We start from the raw sequence: 12,949 nt of genomic DNA on the forward strand, positions 1-12,949 counted from the left end.
TAGAATCAAAAATAGTGTCTTTTATCAGAAGGTCAAACATCATTCATGGCTAAGAAAAGCATGATTGAGCGTGAGAGAAAGCGCGAACGCACCGTCGAGAAGTACGCAGAAAAGCGTGCGGCTCTGAAGGAACAGTTTGCGGCTGCCACGACTCAAACCGAAAAGCTAGAAATTCATCGCAAAATTCAACAGCTCCCACGCAATAGCGCAAGAGTCCGGGTGAGAAATCGCTGCTGGGCAACCGGTCGTCCGAGAGGTTTCTATCGCGATTTCGGGCTGTCACGGCACTGTATTCGGGAAATGGCACACGCCGGATTACTGCCTGGCGTAGTGAAATCAAGCTGGTAAGAAAATTTTGGATTTTGGATCAGTGCATCTGAAATCCAAAATTTCACTTCTCCAGAATTTCACTGCCCACAACAGCGATCGACCCCTAAGCTGTCCATGAGTAAATCGCTCACAGCATTGGCGATCGCAAATTCTCCATAAAAACTGTCAGAAAAGTCGAACGATTGCATCTCTGCGATAATCGCAATTACTAGCGACCCCAAATCGTTTTCGTCTTCCATGCGGTGGCGCTTGTAGATTTGGGCAGCCCGTTCTGCGATTCTTCGGTTGGCGGGTTCTGGGAGAAATTCCTCATCGAGCCACCGCAGCAATTTTTGTTCAAGCCAAACCGCTTCTTGCTCCGGATGCTTCGCGGGCGGTAACGTAATCGGTGGGATGGGTTCAATCATGCTACTTTCCCCCAAACAAGGCTATTCAAACTATATCGTTTCAGTATCCCTGTTACAACGCCTTTCGGAGCTAGGTTATGCGAATTGATGTGCCTTCGATTCTTGAAGGTTACGCTCAAGGTTATTTCTTGATGTCGAATGAGTCAGGTAAAGATTTAGCCTGGTATACCAGTCGTGAGCGCACGTTGATTCCACTGGATGAACGGTTCCGATATCCTAAATCGCTGCGACGGATGTTGAATCAAGACCGATTTACTGTGGCAATTAATCGAGCGTTTGAGGCGGTAGTCGAGGGTTGTGCCGATCGTGAATCAACCTGGATCTCAGATGACCTCAAGGAAATTTACTGGACGTTGCATCAAGCAGGCTGGGCGCATAGTTTTGAAACTTGGCAAGGCGATCAGCTTGCGGGTGGCATTTTGGGATTGTCGCTACGGGGAGCGTTTATTGGGGAATCGATGTTCTTTCGAATCCCGGACGGCTCGAAAGTGGCGATGGTGAAGCTGGTGGAACATTTACGATCGCGCAATTTCGTTCTATTTGATGCGCAGATGATGAATCCGCACTTAGAGCGGTTTGGCGCTTATGTCATCAACAATCGCGATTATCGAGATTTGTTGCGGCAGGCATTGGAGCGAGATTGCTCGATCATATGATCAGATGATGCACGATCGCTTGAGCTAACACGCCAAAATCTTCTCTCATGTGGTCGTGGTCATGTGAATCGAATTGGTAGACGATCGATGATCAAATCTTCTGTTCCTTGGATCGCTTTAGCTCTAGCAGGTGCGGGGGTTGGACTAATGCAACTGAGATCACTCGCTCAAGCAAAACTACCTCAATCTGATTTATCCGTTGACGCAGTGCAACTCATTCTGCAACGCCGCATTGACCAGGAAAAACAAAGTCTGGGCATCGTCGTCGGACTGATTACACCTGAAGGACGCAAAATTGTTAGTCATGGACGATTGGCGCAATCAGATTCTCGCAAGCCTGATGGGAATACAGTTTTTGAAATTGGCTCGATTAGCAAGGTGTTTACGGCGCTCTTGTTAGCAGACTGCGTAGAGCGGGGAGAACTCAGGCTGAGCGATCCGATCTCAAGGTTTCTGCCCAAATCTGTTCGCGTTCCTCACCGGAACGGAAAGGAAATTACGCTAATCGATCTCGCTACACACACCTCTGGATTGCCTAGACTGCCGGATAATTTCAATCCACAAGACCCCGAAAATCCTTACGCAGATTACACTGTCGAGCAACTGCATGAATTCTTATCCAGGCATCAATTAACCAGAGATATCGGAACGAAGTACGAATACTCGAATCTAGGATTTGGCTTGCTCGGACAGATCCTCAGTTTGAAGTCTGGAATGAATTACGAAACGCTTGTGACAACGCGAATTGCTCAGCCGCTAAAGATGGAAAGCACTCAGATTCAGTTATCTTCAGAGCTGCGATCGCGCCTTGCAACAGGCCATACTTCAACAGGTCAGCCTACTAAAAGCTGGGATTTTCCAACCTTGGCAGGGGCAGGAGCATTACGCTCTACAACTCAGGATCTCTTAGATTTCCTGGCAGCAAATCTGGACTTAATCGAGTCTAATCTCGTGCCTGCGATGCAGCGGACGCAGGTCGCTCAGCGTCCAACTGGAACACCTGATTTAGACATCGGCTTGGGTTGGCATATTTTCCGAAAGTACGGTAGAGAGATTGTTTGGCATAACGGTGGAACAGGGGGCTATCGCAGCTTTATTGGCTTGGATAAAAAGAAGCGATTGGGAGTTGTAGTTTTGTCAAATTCCAGTAACAGTATTGATGATATCGGACTGCATCTTCTGGAGAAGCAGTTTCCGCTAATGAAGCATGAGCCACCAAAAGAGCGAAAAGCGATCGTTGTCAATCCTAAGCTGTATGAACCTTATGTAGGACGCTATGAACTTTCTCCGAACTTTATTCTGACGATTACTAAAGAAGGCGATCGCCTCTTCGCCCAGGCGACGGGTCAGCCTATGATAGAACTTTTCCCTGAGTCAGAAACCCGCTTTTTTACCAAAGAAGTCGATGCTCAGATTACGTTCATCAAAGATCAACAAGGCCAGGTAACGCAATTAATTCTGCATCAAGCTGGACAGGATAGTGCTGCTAAGCGGCTTCGTTGATGAGTCGAGCGTTTAATCGAACTGCGGCGACCAGAGATCTTCGACTTTGGCTTCCCAACCCGGAAGAAGATCGGGGACTGTGATTGTGTCGCCGTTGTGAAGAACGATCGGATCTTCTCCACTACGACGAATTTCGACCCACTCTTGCTCTGGATTGATTAGAATACCGACTCTGGTTCCCAGCTCAAGAAATTCATCAATTTTGGTTCTGAGTTTGGTAATGCTGTCGCTGGGTGATTTAACTTCAACCACCAAATCGGGAGCAAGTTCGGCAAAGCTTCGGGGACTGCGGCGTAATCGTTCTGCTTGCACAAAGGAAACATCAGGCGCACGAGTATCAGAGTTCGGTAAGACGAAACCAGCGCTAGAAGCAGTCACTCTACCCATTTTTCTGGGTCTAACCCAGTTTCCTAACTGTCGAATCATTTCTGCTGTGACTTCATCTGATTCATACCCCGATGGACTCATGACAATAATCTCTCCATTCACTAGCTCCATTCGATAGTCTGGACACTGCGTTTGGAGTATTTCTAAATCCTTAACTGTAAGTGCCATAAAGTGGTTGGATTGTTGGATTATGAGTCAATTTTATGCTCTGTCACTAATGTAAGGCTAACCCATTCACCTTTATCGCTATAGCTGCGGATTAAGCGCTGCCTCAGATTTGGCTGTAGAAGCCAGCCGACTTCAAGCACGAAAGGCTGACGAGGTTGAATTTCTAACGGACAGTTGGATGAAGCTCCATTCGGAAGCAGCAAAATTTGAACACCTCGATCGAATCTCAATCGCGATCCTTCAATTTGAGCACTGGTGACGATTGTGCGTCCGAAGTTCAGTTCTTGATGTAGACGTTCACCTTCGCGCCAAATTTTCAAAGCAGTGGTGTACGAATCGGGCGATCGCCAATCTGGATAAATGGTCGTCGCTTCTCCCTTCCATTCCCCGATCAAATCTTCAACTTGAAGGGGTGGACGTTCTAGTGTTTCTGAACCGGATAATTTTTCTCGAATTAAGGTGAGTCCGGTGAGCTTACCTTGTTTGTCGAATAGTTGAACGAGGCGGAGGCGGCGATCGTCATGAATTAATCCCAACTCCGCACCAAACTCCGAGAACGGCGCAAACTGAATCGTACCTTGAGAAAATGCGCCGTTGTCGAACAGCAGAATATTGCGACCGAGTGAACTGTACTCTAGAACTTTCTCGCTGATGGGCTGATTTGCTGGAGCGAGACGAACAATCTGACGCATGGTTTGATTGTGATTGAGTCCGGTGAAAGACACGATCGAAGGGGTATCTTCTAAAACTTCCCCAGCGGGTGAAAGCCGTGTAAACGAGCCTTCCCATGTGCCTAAATTCTCCAGCAAACAATCCCATTGAGATTTCATAGCGGTGCAAATTCGAGTTGATTGAAGGTTCGATCGTCTCACAAACTGCTTGATTCTGCGACAAATCAGTGCGGACTCTAACTTGAGCAACGGGATCACCTTCGATCTCAATGGCGCTGTTTTGCCATGCGATCTAATATGTGCTGCAAATAGGGTTTATAACTTAGAGTTTTGACTAATCTTCGGAGTGCTACCGATAGCGGAAATTCTGTATTACGCGAGGTATAGACTGAAACAATCTTTTCAGCGTTGAGCGTGTACCGAGATAGCCATTACCGATCGTAAAAACTGTTTCTTGAGCGTGAAGCCTCGCTGGATTAAATTCTGCTTTGAGAATGCTCCATGCAGCCGCATCAGTTGTAACGTGATCGAATTCAAACATCGAAATGTTTAAACAAAATATGCAAACGAAAAAGCGCGATCGTATGAAATGATCGCGCTTTCTAGCCAACGATTCAGGCTGGTTTAATACTCTAAAAATAGGGTATTCAGAGCAGAGTCAGAAGCTGAAATTTTTGTGACAGAAGTTAGCTTAGGAGCCGATTCCCTTTGCATCTCAGAAACCTGGCTTTCGAGAAATGATAACCGCTTTTGAATGCGATGGCGGCGCTGTTCGATCGAGTCAAGTTCGGTTTGAAGACGTTTCTTCTCGATCGCGAGTTTGTACAGATTCAGGTAGGCTGTTGCTTCCGTTTGGGGACGGGGCATCGTGCTAATTTTGGGGCGCGAGTCAGTCAAAGGGTTAGGACGCATGAGAACACCTATAGATTAAGAAGCATACTTACGCCATCGGTTGCAGCAGGCAGCGTTGCGGACTGCCCACCGCAGAGGTCGTAAGTTTGATATCGCTAGAGTGCCTCAATTTTTTTATCTGATAACAGGTAAAGTTTATCTTTTTTTCATATTTGGATTGTCGCGCCTTTACGATCGAATCATGCTAGTTTAGTACACAAATACTATGATTAGTCAAGAGTTATATCTTGGCTGAATGATTTGTGATGCAAACACCGTTGTCTGTTGATACGATTTTGGGCGACCGCTACTGCGTCTTAAAGATTCTGCATCAAAGTGCAGCAGGATGGGTCTATCTAGCGATCGACCAAACGACAAAAGGGGTTTGTGTCTTAGAAGAAATCTCTGCAATTGATCCAAGCACGTTACCGTTTTTGCAAGAACAATATGCTGAGTTACTGCCAGCTTTAAAGCTTCGTCAGGTGGCGCACTATCAAACAACGATCGTGGATTTTGATCGGTTTTATTTAGTTCGTGATTATACAGAGGGTCATTCCTATCGTGAGTTATTCGAGCAAAAACGAATCTTCTCAGAAAAGGAAGTGACGCAGTTTTCCAAGCAAATTCTAGCAATTCTGCGATCGCTGCAACGACGAGAGATTGCACACCAAAATCTTTCTCTCAATTCGATTATTCGGCGTTTAGATGGCTCATTAATGCTAGCCGAGTTCACGCAAGCGAGCTTTGTAGAGCGGGAATTTGATACAGATTTATATCTGTTAGCTGTTTTATCGATCGTGCTGCTGACAGGATGCGAACCGAAAGAACTCTACGACGAAACAACACAATCCTGGAAATGGCGCGATCGCGCTGATGTTCAGTCTCAATTAGCGCAAGTCCTTGATCGAATGCTTTCTCCCAATCCGCAAAGCCGTTATTCCTCGGCTGCAAAAGTCATGCAAGCTTTATCTGCATCATATCAACCGGATTTTGCTGCGATCGTCTTTACATTCGTGCTGATCGGACTGGCTGCAATCTCAGCTTATCGACTGATCAACTATCTACCAAATTTACAGACATCACCTCCGATCGCACTGGATACTACAGCATCACCAACCGCAACCGCTAAAGAAACGGTTCAGCAACGATCGAAACGATTAGGACTTCGAGATAATCTGCTTCAGCAAATTGTTGATGACTCAAAGGGAGTTCAAACACCAGAGAAGCTTCTAGAGCATCTAGAAACATTAAGCCAAGAAGCTCGTAGCGATATTGGAACCTACAAACGTGTTAACTACAATGCTTGGCTATCGAGCAATAAAGAGATCAGCGAACGAGCAATCGAACTGCTCACCGATGCTCAATTTGTCTCGTACTTCCCAGAACAGGAAGGAAAAGTTCTCAATCCCAGAACCTTTGGTCAAATCTGGTATGCGATCGCCCGCGACCAAATCACCAAAAGCAAATTTGAAACACTCCCTGCTCGTGCAAGTGGAACACTTAAGAATGGAATCGGAAAAGTTTACCGATCGCAATTCAAACAAGGTCAAACATTGAGGCTCAATCTAAAAGCAGATTCGGTCAGCGTTTGGATCATTGCTGACAATGCAACGCCGCTGAAAAACTTTGATCAATCAACCTGGACGGGAAAGGTCACTCGATCAGGCATCTATGAGATCGTGATTGTTCCCAATACAGCGAAAACGACTCAATATGAACTATCGATCGACTCTAGCTCGACTTCCAGGTAGGGGAATAGACAATCTCTTGAGTGACTTGGCGCGGTTTTTGAATGGTTCGACGATCGTGAACTGAATAACAAACCGCACCGTAACCACTGAAAGTTTGGTAATCCCGATAAATTGAAACGAGAAACGGAGCGCTAGAAGACTTTCTAGCGTAAGCAATAAAACGATTCATACTGCACACCCACCCAAGGCATTGAACAATATTGAACAATGCTGAAAACAACGTCCGTTCGATGAGTCCTCCACTCAAAACAGAGCCAAGAACCAACATCAAAACTCTACAATCCCAGTGCAAGCTGTAATTCAGGAGTTGCACTAACCGTTGTAGGCAACGGAGCCGGGTTAACATTCACTGCAGAACAATACCGGAAATATGCACAACGATCGCATTGCTTCCCTGGTATTGGCTCCCATGTTTCATCATGGCGCAACCGTACCGCCAAATCTGAAATCACCGCTTGCACTTGCTTTTTATGTCTGCGAGTGGCTCGATACCGAACCTTCTCGCCGGTTCGCAAAAACAGCAAGGTGAGATACTTCAAACTTTGTTGATAAGTCTGCTCCAACGCCAGGTAATACAATCCGATCTGCAAATCCATCTCATCAGACTCTGGAACCTTCAGATCGCGGCTCGACTTGTAATCGATTAGCTCTAACCCATCATTGAGATAGTCGATCCGATCGTATCTTCCCGTAATACAGAATTCGAGGCTTTCGACGCGCAAAAACGCCTGAATTCTTCCTTCAACTGCTAACGGTTGGCGTAACGACGGAGCATTCAAAATGAACTTCTCGTAATAACGCTCAAGAATCGATCGACCATCTTCAACTTGGCTCGGAGTCAAGCCGGTTGAATGCTCTTCCCAGCAGCGATGCACCCAGGCTAAATCGGGGACAGAATCGTGGTAGTGCCAGTCCCGATGAACCATTGCTAACGCTTGATGCAGTGCCGTTCCCAACGCTGCTGAACCGAAGAAATCATTGCTCGTAAGCCGCCGCTCGTACCGCAAATAGTACGCATAGGGACAGCGACTATACGCCTGAAGTTTTGTCGCAGAAATCTGATAAGGCATGATGAGGCAAACAAGGTTATGAGGAACGTACAGTTCGGAAATCGATAATGCTTGAATCGGCTCGACCGAATGCTAGAGCGTCGGACTTCTAATCCACTGCTTCTAGGTTCCAATCGAAACAGTTAAATCTGTTCAACCGGACGCTTAAAGATGGAATCGAGATAAATCCGCGCTGTCTGACGATCGGTTTGACGTTCATTTGCTGGGCGGTTTTGCAGCAGGAACAAAGACAGCGCCGCAGACATCACTCGGTCTTGATCCCAATCGGGACGGGAATCGAGAAACGACTGGAATGATTGATGTAGTGCTTCGGGAATTTCAACAAAAAGACTGATATTGCTATCCATATCCATCAAACCTCAAATAATGAATCGTCAGTAGGTGAGCTAACCCTCGAATTTCTGCGAAAATCTGCAACAGAAATCTACGCCAGTCCGGTCGCTCTTTCCAATCTCCAGGGCTGTGGAAATCTTGTATCGCGGCTCGGCTGAACGCTTTCGGTTAGTCGCTACATTCTGCGCGATCGCTGCCAGAAGATCAACATCAAGAAACGTAACAATCCGTTGCTAGATCAAAATTACTGAACGATAGAATCGGTATTTCAGCCATTTTTTCTTAATGTCGCTTCACAAATTAAGTAATTCTCAAGCAGTGAGCAGGATTGCACTCGACTTTTCCACAGTCTGCCGGAAAATGACGATCCTAGCCCGATCCCCTGTGGAAAACTTTCTATTCGATGTGGAAAAGGTGTGGAAAAGGAATCGATCACCTGTGGAGAGGCTGTGGAGAGTTTGGGGAAAACCCGCTTCTTTGTAAAGTTTTGTTAAGATTCCTGCCGTCTCCAGCCTAAGCTGTAAATCCCGCGGCTGAATTGGGTATTCTCTGTCTCCGAGCCTACGAATTGATCGAGAATATGAGCAAAATAGAGGCTGATACTCCGGTCGGTGGTCGCCAATCTAGACACAAGAAGGGATAATAGAATGTCTGATTACCGATGCTCGTCCCTTTAATATTCTGGAATGATAGATCTGAATCTTCCTGCCCAACTCAATCCGCAATCCTTCCTAGTCCTAATCGTTTTAGTTGCCTTGGAATGCGTGTTGTCGGCAGATAACGCGATCGCCCTTGCTGCAATAACTCAGGGCTTGCAAGACCTAGAACTAGAGCGTCGCGCCCTGAATATTGGGCTAGTGGTTGCCTATATCTTGCGGATATCGCTGATTTTGGCAGCATCTTGGGTCATTGGGTACTGGCAATTTGAGTTAGCGGGAGCGCTCTATCTGCTGTGGCTAGCATTTCAGTATTTCACCTCTGCCGAGAAAGAAGAAGGAGCGCATCACAGCCCCCGATTTTCTTCGCTCTGGCAAGCGATCCCGTTAATTGCTTTTACGGATTTGGCATTTTCGCTGGATAGTGTGACGACCGCGATCGCGGTTTCTCAAGAAACCTGGCTGATCTTGCTCGGTGGCACGATCGGGATCGTAGTGCTGCGGTTTATGGCAGGTTTATTTATCAATTGGCTAGAAGAATTCACGCACCTCGAAGATGCAGGTTACGTTACTGTTTCATTTGTGGGAATTCGATTGCTGTTGCGGGTGCTGAACGATCAGCTTGTGCCGCCAGAATGGTTGATGATTACGCTGGTTGCGATCGTGTTTGCATGGGGATTTTCTAAGCGAAATGATATCGCGGAGATTGAAGCGATCGCCGAATCCCAAAGCGAAGCAATGCCCGAAATTGAACCCATTTCGGAAAAAGATCCGGTTTAATTGCTCAAAACCCGACGGCACGCCGCCGGGTCACGATCGACAATTTGTCGCCAATTCAGGATTGCGATTATTCGTAAATCCAAGACAGCACGGTGGGCTGCCAATTCACTAATTCTTCGTCCTTAAACCAAAGCGCAATCTCGCTCTGAGCAGTTTCCGGCGCATCCGACCCGTGAATCAGATTGCGTCCGATATTGGCACCAAAATCACCCCGGATTGTTCCGGGTTCAGCAGTGAGGGGATTGGTTGCGCCGATCACTTTCCGCGCTGCTGCAATCACACCATCGCCTTCCCAGACCATTGCGACGACTGGGCCAGAAGTGATGAATTCAACCAGACTGCCGAAAAACGGACGTTCCCGGTGAACGCCGTAATGGCTTTCTGCCAGTTCGCGACTGACATTCATAAATTTCAAACCGACAAGGGTAAAGCCCTTCGTTTCAAAGCGGCGAATGATTTCACCGATCAGTTTGCGCTGTACGCCATCGGGCTTGATGGCTAAAAATGTGCGTTCCAAGCTGGACTCCCAAAAATGAAGTGAAATTTACAGAACCTAGATTATCTTAGAACGGTTAATCCGGTGATATGAAAGACTTCTGTTTTCAGATGGACGCGATAGACTGGATGCTTGAAGATTCGTTGCAATGAGGAAAAACCACGATGGGAGAACGCTCCGCTACTGTCAAGCCCGAAAAACAACCACCAGATCCGGGCTTGCAAGAGGAGGATTTGAAAACTAAGAATGGTAAGTCGAACGGCAAGCAAAACGGGAAATCCCCCACTCTGCTGGCTGCGCCGAAAAAGTGGATGATCGAAGATAGCGAAGAACTTTATCGAATTCAGGGCTGGGGCGATCCGTACTTTTCAATTAATGCGGCGGGGCACGTCACCGTCTCACCGAGAGGCAATCGCGGCGGATCGCTGGATTTGTTTGACTTGGTGAATGCACTAAAGCAACGAAATCTTGGTTTGCCGCTGCTGATTCGGTTCTCGGATATTTTAGAGGATCGCGTCGAGCGGATTAATTCCGCATTTGCAAAAGCGATCGCTCGTTACAGCTATCCCGGAGTTTACAAAGGGGTCTTTCCGGTTAAGTGCAACCAACAACGGCATTTGGTCGAAGATTTGGTGCGCTTTGGTCAACCGCATCAGTTCGGGCTGGAAGCGGGATCAAAACCGGAATTGATGATCGCTCTCGCGTCCCTGAAAACTCCTGGAGCCTTGCTGATCTGCAACGGCTACAAAGATCGGGAGTACATTGAAACGGCGATGTTAGCGAGACGATTGGGACAAACGCCGATCATTGTTCTAGAGCAGATCGAAGAAGTTGGACTGGCGATCGAAGCCAGTAAAAAACTCGGCATTCAACCGATTTTAGGGGTTCGAGCAAAACTGAGCGCGAAAGGCATCGGACGCTGGGGAACTTCGGCAGGCGATCGAGCAAAATTCGGCTTAACAGTTCCCGAAATCATTGATACCGTGAACCAACTGAAAGCAGCCGATATGTTGGACTGTCTGCAATTGCTGCATTTCCACATTGGTTCTCAGATTTCAGCAATCAGTGTGCTGAAAGAAGCCATGCGCGAAGCCAGTCGCATCTATATCGAACTATGCAGACTGGGTGCGAATATGCAGTATCTCGATGTCGGTGGCGGTTTGGGTGTGGACTATGACGGATCGCAAACGAACTTTCACGCCTCGAAAAACTACAGCACTCAGAACTATGCGAATGATGTGGTTGCAGCCGTGAGAGATGCTTGTGCGCTTGCCAATCTTCCGGTTCCAACCTTAATTAGCGAAAGTGGACGAGCGATCGCATCGCATCAATCGGTGCTGGTGTTTGACATTCTGGGTACAAGTGATGTCGCGGTTGAAACGCCCGAACCTCCCCAAGAAGATGAACATCTAATCATCCAAAATCTCTATGAAACTTACACCTCGATCAACAGTGAAAACTTTCTAGAGATGTATCACGATGCAGCTCAGTTCAAAGAAGAGGCGGTGAATCTATTTGGATTTGGTTATCTCAGCTTGACCGAACGAGCCAGAGCAGAGCGATTGTATTGGTCTTGCTGCCATAAAATCATTACATTTTCGCGTCAACTTGAGTACATTCCCGATGACATCGAAGACCTTGAGAAAATTATGGCTTCGATGTACTACATGAATCTCTCGGTGTTTCAGTCGGCTCCGGACAGTTGGGCGATCGATCAACTCTTCCCGATCATGCCCATTCACAGACTCAACGAAGAACCGACAAAGCGAGCAACTCTGGCAGATTTGACCTGTGATAGTGATGGCAAGATTGATCAATTCATTGATCTACGCGATGTGAAATCGGTGTTAGAACTTCATTCACTCAAGCCGGGTGAGCCTTACTATCTGGGAATGTTCCTTAGTGGTGCATACCAGGAAATCATGGGCAACCTGCATAACTTGTTTGGGGACACCAATACGGTTCACATTCAACTCACACCTAAAGGCTATCAGATTCAGCACGTGGTTCGGGGTGACACGATCAAGGAAGTGCTGGGCTATGTGCAATACGATGTGGAAGACATGATCGAAAGCGTTCGACTGCAAACTGAACACGCGCTGGAAGACGATCGCATTACCTTACAAGAGTCACAATTGCTGCTTCAGAACTATGAGCGCAGTTTAAGCGGCTACACCTACTTGCTGTCTTAATGATGAAGTGGTTTGTTTGGCTGTTGCCATTGTTATTGATTGAATGCGGGTACGATCGTTCACTATCTCAAGCTTCCGATGAAACTGTGAATGCTCGACCTGCTCCGGTCGATCGATCAATTTGGGGACAATTGCGGCAAGTAGAAACCTTCACGGTGATTCTGATGCGTCACGCGCTGGCTCCCGGAACAGGCGACCCAGGCAACTTTCGCTTAGACGATTGTTCGACTCAGCGCAATTTGTCCCAAGAAGGTAGAAATCAAGCCAAACAAATCGGTCAAGTGTTCAGACAGCGACAAGTTCCCGTGTCGCGAGTGCTATCGAGTCAGTGGTGTCGCTGCTTGGAAACGGCTCAATTGATGAATTTAGGAAAAGTTGAGCCGTTTCCCGCGCTAGATTCTTTTTTTCGCGACAGATCTACCGCACCGCGACAAACTGAACAACTCCGCCAATTCATGAGCAAAAACAAAGCTGCAAAGCAAGTCGTAAGCATGGTGACGCATCAAGTCAACATTACGGCGATCACAGGTGTTGTTCCCGATCAGGGTGAAGCGATCGTCGTGCAACTCGACGAGCAGAATCAGTTTAAGTCGATCGGCGAACTCGATCCGAATTAAGCGCGATCTATACTTGCAGATGGCGTTTCGTCTTGAAGATT

Annotated in this window: 16 protein-coding genes; 7 read left to right on the forward strand and 9 right to left on the reverse strand. The window is 47.1% G+C overall.

The genetic code is table 11. The annotated features are described in order from the left end of the window. Positions 1 to 45 precede the first annotated feature (45 nt). A complete protein-coding gene (gene rpsN / locus NC981_RS02770) occupies positions 46 to 348 on the forward strand; it encodes a 30S ribosomal protein S14 (protein WP_348241428.1) in 303 nt (100 codons plus the stop codon). A gap of 59 nt (positions 349 to 407) precedes the next feature. Here rpsN and NC981_RS02775 read toward each other — a convergent pair whose 3' ends face one another. After that, positions 408 to 737, reverse strand: a complete 330-nt coding sequence (locus tag NC981_RS02775) for a hypothetical protein (RefSeq protein ID WP_348241429.1) — start codon at positions 735 to 737, stop codon at positions 408 to 410. 77 nt (positions 738 to 814) lie between these two features. Here NC981_RS02775 and aat point away from each other — a divergent pair, with 77 nt between their 5' ends. Both aat and NC981_RS02785 read left to right on the forward strand, forming a co-directional pair. Beyond that, positions 815 to 1,393 (forward strand): leucyl/phenylalanyl-tRNA--protein transferase, encoded by a 579-nt coding sequence (aat, locus tag NC981_RS02780; RefSeq protein WP_348241430.1) that lies wholly within the window; start codon positions 815 to 817, stop codon positions 1,391 to 1,393. Between the two features lie 87 nt (positions 1,394 to 1,480). Next, positions 1,481 to 2,896 (forward strand): serine hydrolase, encoded by a 1,416-nt coding sequence (locus tag NC981_RS02785; protein WP_348241431.1) that lies wholly within the window; start codon positions 1,481 to 1,483, stop codon positions 2,894 to 2,896. A gap of 12 nt (positions 2,897 to 2,908) precedes the next feature. Here NC981_RS02785 and NC981_RS02790 read toward each other — a convergent pair whose 3' ends face one another. The 4 genes from NC981_RS02790 to NC981_RS02805 all read right to left on the reverse strand — a co-directional run bounded on the left by NC981_RS02790 (position 2,909) and on the right by NC981_RS02805 (position 5,034). Next, the gene (locus tag NC981_RS02790; protein ID WP_190378571.1) at positions 2,909 to 3,451 is read right to left on the reverse strand and encodes a Uma2 family endonuclease; all 543 of its coding nucleotides are present in this window, start codon (positions 3,449 to 3,451) and stop codon (positions 2,909 to 2,911) included. 20 nt (positions 3,452 to 3,471) lie between these two features. Then, complete coding sequence (locus tag NC981_RS02795; protein WP_190378572.1) at positions 3,472 to 4,281, reverse strand: DUF3598 family protein; 810 nt, start codon at positions 4,279 to 4,281, stop codon at positions 3,472 to 3,474. 190 nt (positions 4,282 to 4,471) lie between these two features. Beyond that, positions 4,472 to 4,663 (reverse strand): hypothetical protein, encoded by a 192-nt coding sequence (locus NC981_RS02800; protein WP_348241432.1) that lies wholly within the window; start codon positions 4,661 to 4,663, stop codon positions 4,472 to 4,474. A gap of 83 nt (positions 4,664 to 4,746) precedes the next feature. Next, positions 4,747 to 5,034, reverse strand: a complete 288-nt coding sequence (locus tag NC981_RS02805) for a hypothetical protein (protein ID WP_348241433.1) — start codon at positions 5,032 to 5,034, stop codon at positions 4,747 to 4,749. A gap of 245 nt (positions 5,035 to 5,279) precedes the next feature. On the opposite strand from NC981_RS02805, the gene NC981_RS02810 reads away from it, so the two are divergent. Beyond that, positions 5,280 to 6,764: a hypothetical protein gene (locus NC981_RS02810; protein WP_348241434.1), complete on the forward strand. Its 1,485-nt coding sequence runs from the start codon at positions 5,280 to 5,282 to the stop codon at positions 6,762 to 6,764. Here NC981_RS02810 and NC981_RS02815 read toward each other — a convergent pair. The 3 genes from NC981_RS02815 to NC981_RS02825 all read right to left on the reverse strand — a co-directional run bounded on the left by NC981_RS02815 (position 6,745) and on the right by NC981_RS02825 (position 8,181). Then, a complete protein-coding gene (locus NC981_RS02815) occupies positions 6,745 to 6,933 on the reverse strand; it encodes a hypothetical protein (RefSeq protein ID WP_348241435.1) in 189 nt (62 codons plus the stop codon). The two genes, NC981_RS02810 and NC981_RS02815, sit on opposite strands and share 20 nt — an antisense overlap. Before the next feature lie 106 nt (positions 6,934 to 7,039). Further along, positions 7,040 to 7,834, reverse strand: coding sequence for a PD-(D/E)XK nuclease family protein (locus NC981_RS02820; RefSeq protein WP_190378576.1), 795 nt, complete (start codon positions 7,832 to 7,834; stop codon positions 7,040 to 7,042). Positions 7,835 to 7,956: 122 nt separating this feature from the next. Continuing rightward, positions 7,957 to 8,181, reverse strand: coding sequence for a DUF2811 domain-containing protein (locus NC981_RS02825; RefSeq protein ID WP_190378577.1), 225 nt, complete (start codon positions 8,179 to 8,181; stop codon positions 7,957 to 7,959). Positions 8,182 to 8,853: 672 nt separating this feature from the next. Between NC981_RS02825 and NC981_RS02830 the strand changes: the two genes are divergently transcribed. Continuing rightward, positions 8,854 to 9,603 (forward strand): hypothetical protein, encoded by a 750-nt coding sequence (locus tag NC981_RS02830; protein WP_348241436.1) that lies wholly within the window; start codon positions 8,854 to 8,856, stop codon positions 9,601 to 9,603. Positions 9,604 to 9,670: 67 nt separating this feature from the next. Here NC981_RS02830 and ndk read toward each other — a convergent pair whose 3' ends face one another. Beyond that, entirely contained in the window at positions 9,671 to 10,120 is a 450-nt protein-coding gene (gene ndk, locus NC981_RS02835) for a nucleoside-diphosphate kinase (RefSeq protein ID WP_190378579.1), read from the reverse strand. Positions 10,121 to 10,263: 143 nt separating this feature from the next. On the opposite strand from ndk, the gene speA reads away from it, so the two are divergent. Both speA and NC981_RS02845 read left to right on the forward strand, forming a co-directional pair. Further along, positions 10,264 to 12,291 (forward strand): biosynthetic arginine decarboxylase, encoded by a 2,028-nt coding sequence (speA, locus tag NC981_RS02840; protein ID WP_348241437.1) that lies wholly within the window; start codon positions 10,264 to 10,266, stop codon positions 12,289 to 12,291. After that, complete coding sequence (locus NC981_RS02845) at positions 12,291 to 12,908, forward strand: histidine phosphatase family protein (protein ID WP_348241438.1); 618 nt, start codon at positions 12,291 to 12,293, stop codon at positions 12,906 to 12,908. Before speA ends, NC981_RS02845 begins: the two co-directional genes overlap by 1 nt. Positions 12,909 to 12,949 lie beyond the last annotated feature (41 nt).

Origin of the sequence: Leptolyngbya sp. DQ-M1, from assembly GCF_039962505.1 — a bacterium.
In the GTDB taxonomy this organism is placed as follows: Bacteria; Cyanobacteriota; Cyanobacteriia; order Leptolyngbyales; family Leptolyngbyaceae; genus Leptolyngbya.